Origin of the sequence: Chryseobacterium sp. JK1 (assembly GCF_050632815.1) — a bacterium.
GTDB lineage: Bacteria > Bacteroidota > Bacteroidia > Flavobacteriales > Weeksellaceae > Chryseobacterium.
The window spans coordinates 331,279-346,649 of sequence record NZ_JBODRU010000002.1; the positions used below are offsets into that span (position 1 = coordinate 331,279).

A 15,371-nucleotide genomic window follows, 5' to 3' on the forward strand; every position below is an offset into this window, starting at 1 on the left:
GCACTTCTCAACGAAGTGCTTTTATGTATCAATATATATAAATTTTAAAATTCTATATCTACTTCTAGTTTCTCAGCCAATAGCTTTGAAATTTTTTCTTTTAAAGGCTCAATGTCAATATTCTGCATTGCATCATTGGCAAAAGCGTATAAAAGTAATGCCTGAGCTTCTTTTTTAGAGATTCCTCTTGCTCTCAGGTAAAATAAGGCGTCTTCATTTAGCTGACCTACTGTACATCCGTGGGAACATTTCACATCATCTGCAAAAATTTCCAACTGAGGCTTTGTGTCAATGCTTGCTCCTTCGCTTAACAATACATTGTTGTTTTGCTGATAAGCATTCGTTTTTTGAGCAATTTTATCAACAAAAACCTTCCCATTAAAAACTCCGTGGGCATTACCATCGAAGATTCCTTTGTAATTCTGATAACTTTCACAGTTCGGGAAGTTGTGATGAACTGCTGTATGGTGATCTACAAGCTGGTCTTTCCCAATAATAGTGATTCCGTTCATGAATGAATTGATGTTGGATCCATTATGAATAAAATCAAGGTTATTTCTTATCAATTTACCTCCGAAAGAGAATGTATTAACAGTTGTTAAGCTGTCTTTCTCTTGTTTGGCGAAAGTATTGTCGATAAGATAGGATGTATTGTTATCATTCTGAAGTTTGTGCCAATCTGCTTTTGCATTAGGATAAGTAAAGATCTCAGTCACAGAATTGGTCAATACATAAGTACTGTCAAAATTGTGGTGACTTTCAATGATTTCTACTTTGGCTCCTTCTTCTACGATCAAAAGATTTCTTGTATTGTAAAAAGTATTTTCCTCTTGGTTCTGAGAAATATAGAAAACGTGGATTGGTTTTTCAATCACTACATTTTTAGGAACTTTCAGGAAGAAGCCATATTTGCAGTATGCAAGGTTAAGATGGGTAAACGCTTGGTTCTGAGAAGCAATGCTGTTGAAATATTTTTCAAAAACTTCTTTATGTTTATCATCATTCAACGCATAGTTGAAGGAAAGGAACTCTACATTTTCAATAGAAACCTTTGACAACTCTTTGTGAAGCTTACCGTTTACAAAAACAATCCAATCGAAATTTTCTTCTCCTAAATGCAGTTCATCAAACTGTTCTTTAGTGATGTTATGGTTCTCTTTCGGGAAGAAGTTGTAGCTTTTTTCCGTGATCTCCTTTAGATTGGTATATTTATATTCTTCGTCTTTTTTAGTCGGAAAACCAAAACCTGCAAACTTTTGAAGAGCTGCTTTTCTGTCCTCATCCAGAAATCTGTGACGAAGACTCTCCAAAAATTCATTATGGTTCTCTATAATTTGTTCTTTTAATGCCATTACTGGTATATCTGTGGTTTGCACCATTTTTTCTTTTTATTTGAAGTAAAATATTGTCATTCCGAGGAACAGGGAATCCAATTTTTAATATGAGAGATTCTTGGTTCTGCAACGAAAGAGCAGCAGAAGTTTTTAATCTCTGAAATAATCGATTTTCTTCTTAGTTAAGCAACCAGTCGTATCCTTTTTCTTCAAGTTCTAATGCTAAAGACTTATCACCTGTTTTGATGATTTTTCCATTCGCTAAAACATGAACAAAGTCAGGCTGGATGTAGTTCAGCAATCTCTGATAGTGAGTGATCAGAAGTACTGCATTTCCTTCATTTTTAAAATGATTTACCCCATCTGCAACAATTCTTAAGGCATCAATATCTAGTCCTGAATCCGTTTCGTCAAGGATAGCTAATTTAGGATTAAGCATCATCATCTGGAAGATCTCGTTTCTTTTTTTCTCACCTCCTGAGAATCCCTCGTTCAATGATCTTGAAAGGAAATCTTTTTTAATTCCTAATTTCTCAGACTTCTCACGGATTAACGCAAGCATTTCTTTTGCCGGCATTTCTTCTAATCCGTTTGCTTTTCTTGTTTCGTTTAAAGCAGCTTTGATGAAGTTCGTTACAGAAACTCCCGGAATTTCCACTGGATATTGGAAAGAAAGAAAGATTCCTTTGTGCGCTCTGTCTTCAGGAGCATCTTCAATGATATCTTCTCCCTGGAAAAGGATCTCCCCACCAGTTACTTCGTAATCTTCTTTTCCGGCGATTACAGAAGAAAGGGTAGATTTACCAGCTCCGTTTGGCCCCATGATAGCGTGAACTTCGCCTGGCTTTATTTCAAGATTAATACCTTTTAATATTTCTGCGCCATCTTCAATTTTGGCGTGAAGGTCTTTAATTTGTAACATTCTTGCTAACTTTTTCTTTTTATAATTGTATAAGCTTCCCTTTCTGTATAAGCACATTGTCATATTTGGAATAGATTCTCAATAGACGGCAGAAGCTTTTTTATATGTTATGTTTGTAGTAATCTTTGCTTAAGATTATCCTTATATTTTCGTTTATAACGGGTTTTTGATCTTATAAAAACACTGATAACCTTGCCATTATATCAGTTTGCTTTTATCTGAAAGATCTTTGGGATTATCCAACTGAACCTTCTAACGAAATTTCCAGTAGCTTTTGAGCTTCAATAGCAAACTCCATTGGAAGTTTATTCAGAACCTCTTTACTGAATCCGTTTACAATCAGGGCAATTGCTCTTTCTGTATCAATACCTCTTTGGTTACAATAGAAAATCTGATCTTCTCCAATTTTTGAAGTGGTTGCTTCGTGCTCCAGCTGTGCGGTAGGATCTTTGATTTCAATATATGGGAACGTGTGCGCTCCACATTCATTACCCATCAATAAAGAATCACACTGAGAGAAGTTTCTCGCTCCTTTTGCAGAAGGCATTACTTTTACCAATCCTCTGTATGAGTTTTGAGACTTTCCTGCAGAAATACCTTTTGAAATGATCGTTGATTTGGTATTTTTTCCAATGTGGATCATTTTTGTTCCGGTATCTGCATACTGGTGGTTATTGGTAACTGCGATAGAGTAGAACTCTCCAACAGAATTGTCTCCTTTAAGAATACAAGACGGATATTTCCATGTTACTGCAGAACCTGTTTCAACCTGTGTCCAGGAGATTTTTGCATTTCTTTCACAAAGACCTCTTTTCGTTACAAAGTTGAATACCCCTCCTTTACCTTCTTCATTACCAGGATACCAGTTCTGAACCGTAGAATATTTAATTTCTGCATTGTCTAATGCAATAAGTTCCACAACCGCTGCGTGAAGCTGGTTCTCGTCTCTTGATGGAGCTGTACAACCTTCAAGATAAGAAACATAACTTCCTTCATCAGCTACAAGAAGAGTTCTTTCAAACTGTCCTGTTCCTGCCTGGTTGATACGGAAATAAGTGGAAAGTTCCATAGGACATTTTACTCCTTTAGGAATATAGCAGAAACTTCCGTCAGAAAATACTGCGGAGTTCAGTGCTGCATAGAAATTATCTCCTCTTGGAACTACTTTTCCGAGATATTTTCTTACTAAATCAGGGTGGTTTTTAATAGCCTCAGAAATTGAACAGAAAATAATTCCTTTTTCTGCCAACGTATCCTGGAAAGTAGTTTTCACAGAAATTGAGTCCATTACGATATCTACAGCGACTCCAGAAAGCCTTTTTTGCTCTTCGATGTTAATCCCTAGCTTTGCGAAAGTTTTCAATAATTCCGGGTCCACCTCATCAAGGCTTGCCAATTCCGGTTTTACTTTTGGAGCTGCGTAGTAACGGATTGCCTGAAAATCCGGCTTTTCATATTTGATGTTCGCCCAATCAGGTTCCACCATTTTCTGCCAGATTTTGAAAGATTCCAAACGCCATTCAGTCATCCATTCCGGCTCTTCTTTTTTAGCAGAGATAGCACGGATGATATCCTCATTTAAACCGATCGGAAAATCTTCATAATCAATCTTCGTTTCCCAACCGAATTCATATTTTTTATTTTCTAGATCGACTCTTAAATCGTCTTCTGTATATTTACTCATTATTATTTTTTAGATTTCAGATGGTAGATTTCAGAATTCAGAGTAGCTCTGAGGTCTGAAATCTAGGATCTAATGTCTTTTCTCTAAAGACTAAATGATTCCCCGCATCCACAAGTTCTGGATGCATTCGGGTTGTTAAAAACAAACCCTTTTCCGTTCAATCCTCCCGAATACTCAAGAGTTGTTCCTGCTAAATAAAGGATGGATTTTTTGTCGATAATAATTTTGATATTATTATCTTCAAAAATCTGATCTGTGTCTGTTTTTTGGTTGTCAAACTTTAAAACGTACTCTAAACCAGAGCATCCGCCGCTTTTCACCCCCACTCTTATATAATCTTCAGCAGGGTTAAAACCATCTTCAGTCATCAACTGAATGGCCTTTTCCTTTGCATAGTCTGATACTTTTATCATTGTATTTATTTAGAATGATTTAATGATGCAAAAGTACAAACTAATTTCCGCAATCTCAAATCGAAGATATCTATTTTAATGATTCTGATCTTAATAGATTATTTAAAAAATATAACAAATATTAAAATTATACTGTTTTTTGCCGATCTCACTGAGAATCTTTAAGTTTGATTTAACTTTAAATCATCTTTTTTATCTATAAAGAAAATTGGCAATGACACAAAAATTACTTGGCTTTTTTGCATTGTTTATCATAATAACGTCTTATGGACAGACTACAAGATATATTTATGAAACTATGGTTAATCCGGATTCAATCAATCTGGTAAGTATGAAAAGCGAGCGGACTTTTTTGGATATAAACAAAGACCGTTCTTTATTCATCAGTGAAAATAAATTGATAAGGGATTCTCTTTTCACGTCCTTCAAACCTGAAGCGAAAGAAACTCAAAAAAAAGAGGAAAAAGAATTCTCAAAATCAGAAGGGCGAAAACATATGGAACCTACTTTTTTTGAGTACTTTATCACCAAAAATATTCCGGAGCAGAAAGTGTATTACCATGACCGGGCAGCCGGTAAGCAGATTTATTATCAGGAAGATAGACCTCTGCACTGGGAGATTTCAAACAATATCGAAAAGCAGAACGGTTATACTGCTCAAAAGGCAGTTGCCAATTTTGGAGGAAGAGAATGGACAGCTTGGTTTACAAAGGATATTCCCGTTTCGGATGGGCCTTATAAATTTTCCGGTTTGCCGGGTCTGATTGTTAAGCTGGAAGATGACAAAGGGGATTATAAGTTTGATCTTGTAAAGAAAATCATAGTTAAGAACGCTTTTGAAGAACCTATAAGTTCGGATGCGAAATTAAGCACAAGAATTAATTTTCATGGCGATAAAGCGGCTTTAGAACTTGAATTTGGTAAAAATCGAAAGTCTATAGCAGGAAATAATGGAGGAGAAGCTATGAATTTTGGAGGAGGAAGACATCAAGGAGGTATGAACGGCGGTGGCGGAATGAGAGGGGGTGGCCGTTCAGGCGGTGGAATGCACAGAGGAATGGGCGGTGAAGGCAATAGTATTCCTATGCAACCTTCCGGTTCTGGTATGGATAATGCTTCTTTTAAGAGTACAGGGGTTCAGAATCCTATTGAGTTGAATTAAATAAAGACCATATAAATGAAAAAATTAGGAATTATCGCTCTTGCGATTTTTATACAAAACGTTGCTGCACAAACAAACCGGTTTGTGTATCAGGTTACCATGAAACCGGATGCCGAAAATAAAACAGATATCAAGACTGAAAATGCTTATCTGGATATTTCTTCTGAGAAATCTTTGTTTTATTCCGAAAACAGAATCAAGAGAGACTCTATTATGCAGAAGGCTTTTCAAGGAGGTGGCGGAAGAGGAAGTTTCAACAGAGATCAGATGGAGAGTTTAAGAACCAACATCAACTATTCTGTAGAAAAAGATAAAACCAATCAAAAAACGTACTTTAAAGACAGAATAGGAAGAGACATTTACTCTTATGAAGAAGATAGACCCATCAACTGGAAAATTTCTTCGGAAACAAGAAAAATAGGAGAGTATAAAGTTCAGAAAGCAGAAACGGACTTTGCCGGAAGAAAATGGACGGCTTGGTTCACTACAGATCTTCCTTATCAGGATGGGCCATATAAATTTGGAGGTCTTCCCGGGCTTATTGTAAAAGTGGAAGATGATAAAGGAGACTATTCTTTTGATCTGATGAAAAACTATAAGATTGCGGAACTTCCTACTTTGAATCAGTTCGGAAATACTTTAAAAGTAAAAAGAACCGATTATTTGAAACAGCAGCAGAAGTTTAAGGCTGATCCAATGTCGTTCATGACTCAAGGGGGCGGTATTAGTGCTCCAATGAGAATAGGTGGTGGCGGAAGAGGCCCTGGCGGTGGAAACCAAGATCCTGCTGATATGAGAAAAAGAATGGAAGAAAGGGTAAAAGAAGAAGCAAAGAAAAATTCTAATCCTATTGAATTGCAATAAATTAAAAACGGCTGTCTCATTTGAGACAGCCGTTTTTTTATGTCATATTACCTATGTTTAGGTTTTACCGTTGAATTATCTTAAAAGCTCATTGAAAGTATCACCTTGTCTGATATCTCCGGTATTGTATCCTTTCATAAACCATTCTTTACGCTGTGCTGATGAACCATGGGTAAAGCTTTCCTGATTAACATATCCCTGTGCCCTTTTCTGGATATTATCGTCTCCTACTGCCTGTGCAGCATCTATCGCAGACTGAATATCTCCCGGTTCAAGAATGTGTTTACTTTCATCCGTTCTTTTAGCCCAAACTCCTGCATAAAAATCTGCCTGAAGTTCTGTGGCAACCGATACACGGTTCATCTCTGCTTCAGAATATTTTCCACTTCTTCGTAAAGCATCTACTTTTTGCGTGGTTCCTAAAAGCGTCTGTACATGGTGGCCAACTTCATGAGCCAAGACATAAGCTACAGTAAATTCTGTAACTTTAGCTCCGAATCTTTGCTGTAATTCGTTGAAGAAACTCATATCCATGTAAACCTTTTGATCTGCAGGGCAATAAAATGGACCCATTGCAGATTGTGCGGGACCGCATGCAGAGTTTGTATTATTTTCAAAAAGAACAATTTTAGGATCTGTGTAAGTCATCTTATTTTCTTCGAACACCTGATTCCAGGTTTGAGAATTCCAGGCATCCAGCATTTCAATCATTTCTCCGATCTGTTTTTCGTTAGCGGTAAGTTCTCTTCTTTCACCAGAGTTTCCGGAAGATTGCATACTGCCTGAGTTCAGAATTCCTGAAGGATCTCCTCCCAAAAAGAAAACGATTGCTGCTATAATTAAAGTACCGAGTCCGCCGCCTACGATCATACCGCCACCTCCGCCTCCGGAGCCACGGCGATCATCAACGTTACCGCCTCTGTCGTCTGTCCATTTCATACTAATATATTTTTGTGTCGTAAATTTATAAAATTTAAGTTTATAACGGTTAAAATGTTATCACAGGAAGAAGTTTGTTTTGCCTTTGATATGTTTCAGGTAATGATGCTTTTCCTGAAAGGAGTGAAAACTTGAGTATTAATAATAATGGCAAGCTTTTGTGATTTGAGACATAAATAAAAAAGGAGGATCATAAATAATCCTCCTGGTAAGTAAAGTTTATACCTCATATTTGAAAGTATAAACTTGTATTATCTTTTTGCTTATTGACTGAAAATGCTATTTTCTGTTAAGTTGCTTTGTTTTTAACCAATAAGAGGTTGACTGATATGCTGAAATAGCATCGTCTACCAATTTTTGATCTGTATTTTTCAGCAATTTTTCATTGTAATAAAGCTTAAATTCTGGACTTAAAGTGCTTTTTTCCAGTTCTAAAGAATATTGTTTTACCTTCTTTACCGGAGAAATGATCGTAAGGCGGTTATCTTTTACAAAACCTAAATCCTGATAAGTTGCAATATATGCCTTAGGTTGGAATTCATTTTTAAGAACATCCTGACCTAAGAATTTTGACTGATAACTGAAATTCAATAGTCCGAATAGGGTAGGCATCACATCAATTTGTGACATCAGCCCATCAAACTTCTGCGGCTGAATAAATCCTTCAGAAAATATTAGGGCAGGGATTCTGTATTTGTCCATTGGAAGTTCCGTTTTTCCGGCACTCGATGCGCAATGGTCTGCAATGATCACAAAAACGGTATTTTTATACCAGTCCTGCTTCTTAGCCATATCAAAGAACAGCTTAAGAGAATAGTCCGTGTATTTTACCCCTCCTTCACGCGATTTTGCGGTTCCCGGGATATCTATTCTTCCATCAGGATAAGTGAATGGTCTGTGGTTGGAAACCGTCATCCAATGATTGAAGAAAGGTTTTCCGGATTTTGCTTCTGTATTCATCACCTGAATGGCTTTTCTGGCCATATCTTCATCGGCAACCCCCCAAACATTGGCAAATGTGATTTCTTCAGGTTTAAAGTTATTTCTGTCTACAATTCCATAGCCATTTCCTGCAAAGAAGTCCTGCATATTGTCGAAGTAGCTATATCCACCGTATAAGAATTTCACATCATATCCTTTGGATTTGAAAACACTTCCGGTTGTGAATTTATTTTTATTGTCATTTCTTTTGATAATACTTTCTCCTGCGGTAGGTGGAATACAAAGTGTTAATGCTTCAAGACCTCTTACGGTTCTGTTTCCTGTTGCATAAAGATTGGTCAACATAAGAGATTTGTCTGCCAGGCTATCAAGGAATGGTGTTATTTTCTGGGTATTTCCATAATGTTCCATGAAATCTGCAGAAAGACTTTCAATAGAAATCAGCACAACATTTTTCTTTACCTCCGGCTGTTCTGCTACAATATTTCTTGATAAAGTATGTTGCGGATACTGGCTTAGGAAGTTCTTTTCTGCCTGCTTTTGGTCAAGCTGTGAGTAAAATTGAAAATAATCAAGCTCATTGTGAGTGAAAGCCCAGTAAAACTTGGGAAGTCCGTTGGCTTCAATTTCGTCCGCAAAAACATTATCCGACTTGATTTCCATTAAAGAGGGCAATGTGAATGTACTGATTGTACAAAGAATAATAAACGATGCGAGTAATACCATTTTTTGTTTGAAGTCCGGTAACTCCAGCAACTCATCTTTTGTTTTTTTATAAATAAACCATGTAATGGTAAGCGTTACAATCATGATGCCGGAGAATAAAGGAATAACCGGGTAGCTTTCCATAATATTCCCGATTACTTCATTGGTATAGATCAGGTAATCTACGGCAATGAAATTATATCGTACTCCGAATTCATTATAAAAGAAATATTCACTTACTCCATTGAAAATAATAACCAGAACATAGATGAGTAATGTGATGAAATAGAGACTGTTTCGAATTTTGATTCTCTGGGTAGGAAGAAAAAGCATCAACCCGAAGAATAGTGTTTTCATTCCTACAAAAACTAAGGCAACTTCTGTAACAGAACCTCCGTACTGCTTGAAAATATTATTGGGAATCAACCAGATATATAGAAAAAACAGCACTAGGGCTCCGAAAATGATATATCCGTAGGGTTTCTTATATTTTGAATTGGAAAGAAACAGAAAATAAAGAGCAAGGATGGAACTGGCCAGGATGAAAACAAAAATATCATTCACAAGGCCTACCAGCAAGACTTTTATCACTTCGAAAAATCCAAAACTAGCGGTAGTAATAGGATGAAAAAAGAATACTGTTCTTATTATCAATGATATAATAAGATAGAAAACTCCTAAATATAGGAACGGTTTTATTTTTCTTAAAAACATGTATTTACTGTCTATATTGGTTTTCACAAAGATAGTTGTTGTATACAACTTTTAGTGGGAAAAAGTAAAAACATCAGGCGTTATAATGAAATTTTATGAATCTTTAAGAGTGATCAGAAGTTCATAGTTCTGAATTTTGGTTTTCTTTATGTGGGTAATGACATTATCTGGGCATTGATCAGAAAAAAGGCTGCCCCAGAAGTGAGACAACCTTTTTGTATGATTAAAATTGATAAAAGTTTAGGAGTGACCGAATCCGATGTTTCCTTTCTTATCAGATAAATTCTTTTTAAAATCAATCATTCTTAAAGCTGTAACAGCTGCTTCAACCCCTTTGTTTCCAAGGTCTCCACCGCTTCTTGCGACAGACTGCTCTTTCGTATCATCTGTTAACACACAGAAGATCGTTGGCGTATCGGTCATAATATTACAGTCTTTGATTCCCTGTGCTACAGCAGAACAAACATAGTCGAAGTGTGGTGTTTCTCCACGGATTACGCACCCGATAGCAATCACTGCATCATATTTTCTCTCTTTGCAAAGCTGCATACTAGCATAGTTCAATTCAAAAGCTCCCGGAACAGGAAAAAGTTTAATGTTTTCAGGCTTTACTCCTTCTTTTTCAAGAATTTCCAAAGCTGCATCACGAAGATTGTACGTTACAAAATCATTCCACTCAGAAAAAACAATGCCGATAGAAAAATCTTCGGCATTCGTTATATGAAGTGGCTTGTAATCGGAAAGATTAACTGTTGCCATTTTTTAATAATATTTAGTCATTTCAATGTAAGAATCAGACATTCCGTTGTCATAATCCTGATATTTCTCGTCAATTGAAGAGAAGTACTTTTTAGCTTCTGCTTTTTTGTTTAATCCTAAAGCAACAAGACCTGCTTTTCTTGTGAAATAGTAAGCTGTATAAGGATCATCTGATGCTGTAGAAGCCTGGTCTAGTAAAGATAAAGCTTCGTCATTCTTGTTAAGTCCTGACTTTGCATCAGCCATAGCACCATATTTCATTGCCATTAAAGTCTTGTTTTTAGAGGAGAATTTATCTAATAAATCGTAAGCTTCCTGAAACTTTCCTTCTTTGAACTTCAATAAACCTGCATTGTAAGCAGAAAGTTTACCCACTTCAGTAGAAGAATATTCGTTGGCTGTACCAATGAAACCAGGATTAGCTGCAGATTTTCCGCCTAATGCTTCTTTATCTTTACCTTCAGCAAGGTTTTTCTGAGCAGCAAGGAAACTTTTCACAGCTTCCGTATTTTGAGGTGCAATTACAAACTGCTTGTAAGCAAAGAATCCTAAAACTCCTAAAAGTAAAACACCAAATACAAGACCTAGAGGTTTTGAATATTTTTCAATGAATCTTTCAGTGTTTAAAGCCTCTCTGTCAAGGTCTTTAAAGAACTCAACCGTTTCTTTACCTTCTTGCTCGTTCTGAGCACTCTTTCCCAATTTTGCCATAAGTTTTTAAAAATTGAAATGCAAATTTAATTGTTTCTGAATGATTTACAAAATACTTTATCGGTATTATTATGTAAATGTTGAGAATTTGTTGTTGTTTGATGTAAAAAAGCTTCGGCTCTGTTCAATATGACATTTTTAAAACTGCATTTTTGCAGATATTGTCTTACTGAACAGAGCCGAAGTGTATCGTATTGATTTTTTTAATATTCCAGGATATGATAAACTTCTGCGTTGTATTTTTTTAGTTTTTCATCTCCGTTCAATCCTTTTAAACCGATCAGAAAACTGAATTGAGAAACTGTTGCCCCTTGTTTTTCCACCAGTTTTGCTGCTGCTTCTGTAGTTCCCCCTGTTGCTAAAAGATCGTCGTGAATCAGAATTCTTTGTCCCGGTCTTATTTGTCCTTCTCTGGTTTCGATAATGGCGCTTCCGTATTCAAGATCATAGCTTTCTGAAACTACTGGTGGAGGAAGTTTTCCTGCTTTTCTGATTAGGATAAAGGGAACTTCCAAAGCTACAGCAATAGCGATTCCGAAAAGATAACCCCGGCTTTCTATTCCGCATACTGCATCTACTTTGCCTTTACTGAAAGCGACAAGATCTGCAATGACATCTTCGTAAAGTTTTGGATTTAAAAAGATGGGCGAAATATCCTTAAACTGTATTCCGGGAATGGGAAAATCAGGAATATTTTCAATCGTTTCTTCTAGTCTTTTGATCAGTTCTGTTGAAGCCATTTATGGATTTATTTTATAGCTGGAAATTTTCCAGTCTCCGTTTACATTTTTAAGCCCGAATGTTACTTTTAAAGAAGTTGTTTTTCCTGTTTTATCAGTGACATCGTAAGTGGCATTTACACTTGCTCCGTTAGGATTGGTAGCATTGGTGGTAATATTTTTTACGCTTACATTCTTCACAGATCCAAACCCAGATGTTGGATTGGAGAAAGATTCATAGCTTCCCCAGCTTGGGTTGTTGGATACTTCGTATGCTGCTTTTAGATTCTGAGAGCTTACACTGTTCAAAAACTTGTTAACTGTATTCTTGGGATCTGCAACAGGTTGTTTAGGAGCTGCTGGAGTTGTTGGTGCAGCTGTACCAGGTTCTGTAGTTGTAGGTGTTGCTGTAGGATTGTTTGGATCAATAACAGCACTTGGTTGCTGATCTACTGCAATTGTATCTGTTTTAGGAACTGCAGGAACTTTCAGAGCGGCCGCATTAACATCAAGTCCAATTTTTGACATTTTGAATGTCTTTGCTGTTGTTTTTACAGAAACTGTTATGTCAATTTTGTTATCAACTACTTTCGCGGCAGGAATAGATGAGAACTTTAGGTTGAATCCTTTAAAGTTATTATCCTGCATTAGGTTTTTTGCTGTAGCAAGACGAACTCCATTGCTGAAAACTTCTAGAGTAGCTTCAAGACCGGCACCTGTGAATGCTACGGGCTTTCCTGCTGTATCTACAAGTCTTGGAACAATTTGGATGGCTGTTGGCGCTCCCGTTCCGTCATCACCGGTTGGCGTAGCTACAATGCTTAGGGATCCTGCTTTTACATCATTTGGATCACTTTCTTTAGCCTTATCATCACCAAAGATATTCATTTCTCCGAGTGAAGGTGGGGCAGTACTTGCCCATTCTATTCCGTTCTTTTGTGCCACTTCATCAGCCAGAGTCATGATTTCAGGAACTTTTTTTCCGTTGATCAGCTGTCCCAAAGCTTTTAGCTCATTTACATCACCGTCGGCTTCTACCCCAAATGTCTTAAGGATGTAAAGAGCTTCATTAAACTTAATTTGTTTAATGGTAGGTAAGCTGGAAGTCATATCATTGATACTTGACTGCAGCGTTTTAGTATTCGTAGCATCTACATGATCTTTCTTACATGCTGTAAAAAGCAACAGACTGAAAACAAGTAGAAAAGAAAACTTTTTCATTTTTATTGGGTTTGTTGCAAATTTAGTAAAACCTTTATTAATAGTAGATTTTATTTTTTGTTTTGTTTTTCTTTCAGATCATCCTTGAAAAAGCTGCTGAATATAGTCTGCATATTGGGAAATGAAGGGTCTTTCCAGAATTGACTTTGGTAATTACTGTAATCTCTGTCAAATTTTACTTTTTCATTTCCTTTATCGTTGTTGAAACTAAGTTCTGTGGGATAAAAGTTGTTGTATGAAATAATCTGATTGTACTCAGGTTCACTTTTATGTTTAAGCTTTACGTACATGACTTCATTATATTCCAGAAAATTTTTCAGACTTTTTTCTGAGTTTTTTTCAAAAGACATATTAAGAATTGTTTTGATATCGAAAAGCCTGAAACCAAATAAGGAAAGCTCTTTTTGCTGAAGAACAGCGTCTGTTACCTCAATCTGGTCTTTCTGGTCTCCTTTTAATTCCTTTATGATATTTCTTTTTGTTTTATATTCCTCAGGGATGCCCACATACTTAAGGGCAGGAAGCTTTAGCGAGCTGCTGGTGTCCCATGATGATACTTTTTTCTTCTCATTTTGCGCATCTGCGAGATAAAAAATCCTGTACTGCTCAATATTGGTACTCTTCAGTTTTTTTGTTTTATTGTCAAAAACATAGGTGATTACTCCATCGGTATAGCTGTTCAGTCTGTTATTCATGGTGACATAAGCATTAAAGTTTCCTTTTACATGAATATATTTTGCCGGTTTTGTGTTTTTAATAACTACTGTTTCTATTTCCTTGAACTGATCATTGATGGTAACGACCTCTTTATTTATATCCGAGTAAGAAAGACTGGCTACAGGAAAATTATTGTACACAATCTGGAATTTCTCCTGAGAAGGTGATAGTGCTTTTTTTTCAATTTTTCCCTCAATATCAGAGAAGGCAAGTATATTTCCGTCTTTGCCAAACACTGAAACTTTTGGTAGTGGCTTACTTGTCTTTTCAGAAACGAAAGTAATGGTCTGTGCATTCGAGAAGATTGAAATCAGACAGAATATAAGGTATAGCAGATACGTTCTTTTCATAGCAGTATTTTGTTTAGATTGATATTGTTAAAACAGAATTTGATATAATGACGAGAAAAGGTATAGCAAAAGTCCTTATTCATATCCTCACTTAAAAAGATTCTGATCATTTAGCAATCAGTCTTTTATAATTTTATTTTGTTACAAATCTTTAGGAAGGACTTTTTGTGGGTTTTAATTTTTTTAATGAAGCAATTATTAAGAATCTGGCTGAGATCATTGTTTCATCTTGAGTTAATTAGAAAAATATTGTACTTTTATCTACGTATAACGTATACAACAGGCCAATAGGTCTTTTGTTTTCCTTAATTTTTTGAATTTTAATGAATAGTTTAAAAAAAAGATACCATTACTACCGTTTTTTTTTCAGCACTCGAAAGTTGAGAAAGAATTTTCCATTCTATAAAGTAGATTCGCTGGCGGAAACTATTGATGACATTACAATTCATAAAAAGAATATAAGCAGATTTGGAGATGGGGAGTTTCGACTGGTTCTGAATACTGCAGGTATCGGTTTTCAAAATGGGAGCGAAGAAATGACCGTCAGGTTGCGCGAAGTTTTAACATCAGATTTACCCAATCACCTGATTGCGATCCCTGAAACATTTTCTTTAAACAATCATCTTAATTGGCGGGTTAAATTTTGGTGGCTCAATTTCATAAACACTATTGGAGTGCAGATTTCTCATTACCTCAATCCTCAGAAGAGATATTCTAACGCTTTTATTACCCGCTTTTATTTAGACTATGAATCGAAAAAGCATATTCCCTATGTTCTTAAAAAATTAAAAGGAATTTGGGAAAACCAGGATGTGCTAGTTGTAGAAGGAGAGTATTCTAGATTAGGAGTAGGGAATGACCTTTTTGATGATGTTACATCTTTACAGAGAATACTTTGCCCGGCAAAAGATGCTTTTGCAATGTATCATGACATTCTTGCGGATATAAAGTTTCATGGTAAAGATAAATTGGTTCTTCTTGCATTGGGGCCAACAGCTACAGTCATGTCTTTTGATTTGGCGAAAGAGAATATCTGGGCTGTAGATATAGGACATGTCGATTTGGAATATATGTGGTATCTGCAGAATGCTCAGGAAAAAACACCCGTTGCCGGAAGATTGGTGAATGAAGCTACCCAACAGCAGAATGTAGAAATTTCAGAGGGTGAAAGAGAGAAATATGAAAAATCTATCATTAAGAAAATGTAAAGTTTCT

At 36.1% G+C, this 15,371-nt stretch carries 14 protein-coding genes; 3 read left to right on the forward strand and 11 right to left on the reverse strand.

Annotated elements, in window-relative coordinates; translation table 11 throughout:
- Positions 1 to 44: 44 nt before the first annotated feature.
- From sufD to ACQ76T_RS14560, 4 genes are all read right to left on the reverse strand, one after another.
- Complete coding sequence (gene sufD / locus ACQ76T_RS14545) at positions 45 to 1,352, reverse strand: Fe-S cluster assembly protein SufD (protein WP_431344388.1); 1,308 nt, start codon at positions 1,350 to 1,352, stop codon at positions 45 to 47.
- A 160-nt stretch (positions 1,353 to 1,512) separates the two neighbouring features.
- Positions 1,513 to 2,256, reverse strand: a complete 744-nt coding sequence (sufC, locus tag ACQ76T_RS14550; RefSeq protein ID WP_123858551.1) for a Fe-S cluster assembly ATPase SufC — start codon at positions 2,254 to 2,256, stop codon at positions 1,513 to 1,515.
- A gap of 235 nt (positions 2,257 to 2,491) precedes the next feature.
- A complete protein-coding gene (gene sufB / locus ACQ76T_RS14555) occupies positions 2,492 to 3,940 on the reverse strand; it encodes a Fe-S cluster assembly protein SufB (protein WP_431344025.1) in 1,449 nt (482 codons plus the stop codon).
- Positions 3,941 to 4,023: 83 nt separating this feature from the next.
- On the reverse strand, positions 4,024 to 4,353 hold the full coding sequence (locus ACQ76T_RS14560; protein ID WP_027372006.1) for a HesB/IscA family protein: 330 nt from the start codon (positions 4,351 to 4,353) through the stop codon (positions 4,024 to 4,026).
- A gap of 214 nt (positions 4,354 to 4,567) precedes the next feature.
- Between ACQ76T_RS14560 and ACQ76T_RS14565 the strand changes: the two genes are divergently transcribed.
- Positions 4,568 to 5,515: a GLPGLI family protein gene (locus ACQ76T_RS14565; RefSeq protein WP_431344026.1), complete on the forward strand. Its 948-nt coding sequence runs from the start codon at positions 4,568 to 4,570 to the stop codon at positions 5,513 to 5,515.
- 15 nt (positions 5,516 to 5,530) lie between these two features.
- Positions 5,531 to 6,379, forward strand: coding sequence for a GLPGLI family protein (locus ACQ76T_RS14570; protein ID WP_431344027.1), 849 nt, complete (start codon positions 5,531 to 5,533; stop codon positions 6,377 to 6,379).
- Positions 6,380 to 6,454: 75 nt separating this feature from the next.
- Here the strand turns inward: ACQ76T_RS14570 and ypfJ are convergent, their stop codons facing one another.
- The 7 genes from ypfJ to ACQ76T_RS14605 all read right to left on the reverse strand — a co-directional run bounded on the left by ypfJ (position 6,455) and on the right by ACQ76T_RS14605 (position 14,156).
- Positions 6,455 to 7,318: a KPN_02809 family neutral zinc metallopeptidase gene (gene ypfJ, locus ACQ76T_RS14575; RefSeq protein ID WP_431344028.1), complete on the reverse strand. Its 864-nt coding sequence runs from the start codon at positions 7,316 to 7,318 to the stop codon at positions 6,455 to 6,457.
- Positions 7,319 to 7,597: 279 nt separating this feature from the next.
- A complete protein-coding gene (locus ACQ76T_RS14580) occupies positions 7,598 to 9,679 on the reverse strand; it encodes an LTA synthase family protein (RefSeq protein WP_431344389.1) in 2,082 nt (693 codons plus the stop codon).
- 240 nt (positions 9,680 to 9,919) lie between these two features.
- The gene (gene ribH, locus ACQ76T_RS14585) at positions 9,920 to 10,438 is read right to left on the reverse strand and encodes a 6,7-dimethyl-8-ribityllumazine synthase (protein WP_431344029.1); all 519 of its coding nucleotides are present in this window, start codon (positions 10,436 to 10,438) and stop codon (positions 9,920 to 9,922) included.
- Between the two features lie 3 nt (positions 10,439 to 10,441).
- Positions 10,442 to 11,149 carry a tetratricopeptide repeat protein gene (locus ACQ76T_RS14590; RefSeq protein ID WP_431344030.1) on the reverse strand — a complete coding sequence of 236 codons (708 nt, stop codon included), beginning with the start codon at positions 11,147 to 11,149 and terminating at the stop codon, positions 10,442 to 10,444.
- Between the two features lie 203 nt (positions 11,150 to 11,352).
- On the reverse strand, positions 11,353 to 11,889 hold the full coding sequence (locus tag ACQ76T_RS14595; protein WP_431344031.1) for an adenine phosphoribosyltransferase: 537 nt from the start codon (positions 11,887 to 11,889) through the stop codon (positions 11,353 to 11,355).
- Positions 11,890 to 13,089 carry a hypothetical protein gene (locus ACQ76T_RS14600; protein WP_431344032.1) on the reverse strand — a complete coding sequence of 400 codons (1,200 nt, stop codon included), beginning with the start codon at positions 13,087 to 13,089 and terminating at the stop codon, positions 11,890 to 11,892.
- Between the two features lie 50 nt (positions 13,090 to 13,139).
- Complete coding sequence (locus tag ACQ76T_RS14605; protein ID WP_431344033.1) at positions 13,140 to 14,156, reverse strand: hypothetical protein; 1,017 nt, start codon at positions 14,154 to 14,156, stop codon at positions 13,140 to 13,142.
- 380 nt (positions 14,157 to 14,536) lie between these two features.
- Between ACQ76T_RS14605 and ACQ76T_RS14610 the strand changes: the two genes are divergently transcribed.
- Positions 14,537 to 15,364, forward strand: a complete 828-nt coding sequence (locus ACQ76T_RS14610) for a GT-D fold domain-containing glycosyltransferase (protein WP_431344034.1) — start codon at positions 14,537 to 14,539, stop codon at positions 15,362 to 15,364.
- The last annotated feature ends 7 nt before the right edge of the window (positions 15,365 to 15,371 follow it).

Bases quoted from the DNA above. Each gene is read 5' to 3' on its own strand.
- sufD (WP_431344388.1), bottom strand. From the start codon at position 1,352: ATGGCATTAAAAGAACAAATTATAGAGAACCATAATGAATTTTTGGAG.
- sufC (WP_123858551.1), bottom strand. From the start codon at position 2,256: ATGTTACAAATTAAAGACCTTCACGCCAAAATTGAAGATGGCGCAGAA.
- sufB (WP_431344025.1), bottom strand. From the start codon at position 3,940: ATGAGTAAATATACAGAAGACGATTTAAGAGTCGATCTAGAAAATAAA.
- ACQ76T_RS14560 (WP_027372006.1), bottom strand. From the start codon at position 4,353: ATGATAAAAGTATCAGACTATGCAAAGGAAAAGGCCATTCAGTTGATG.
- ACQ76T_RS14565 (WP_431344026.1), top strand. From the start codon at position 4,568: ATGACACAAAAATTACTTGGCTTTTTTGCATTGTTTATCATAATAACG.
- ACQ76T_RS14570 (WP_431344027.1), top strand. From the start codon at position 5,531: ATGAAAAAATTAGGAATTATCGCTCTTGCGATTTTTATACAAAACGTT.
- ypfJ (WP_431344028.1), bottom strand. From the start codon at position 7,318: ATGAAATGGACAGACGACAGAGGCGGTAACGTTGATGATCGCCGTGGC.
- ACQ76T_RS14580 (WP_431344389.1), bottom strand. From the start codon at position 9,679: ATGTTTTTAAGAAAAATAAAACCGTTCCTATATTTAGGAGTTTTCTAT.
- ribH (WP_431344029.1), bottom strand. From the start codon at position 10,438: ATGGCAACAGTTAATCTTTCCGATTACAAGCCACTTCATATAACGAAT.
- ACQ76T_RS14590 (WP_431344030.1), bottom strand. From the start codon at position 11,149: ATGGCAAAATTGGGAAAGAGTGCTCAGAACGAGCAAGAAGGTAAAGAA.
- ACQ76T_RS14595 (WP_431344031.1), bottom strand. From the start codon at position 11,889: ATGGCTTCAACAGAACTGATCAAAAGACTAGAAGAAACGATTGAAAAT.
- ACQ76T_RS14600 (WP_431344032.1), bottom strand. From the start codon at position 13,089: ATGAAAAAGTTTTCTTTTCTACTTGTTTTCAGTCTGTTGCTTTTTACA.
- ACQ76T_RS14605 (WP_431344033.1), bottom strand. From the start codon at position 14,156: ATGAAAAGAACGTATCTGCTATACCTTATATTCTGTCTGATTTCAATC.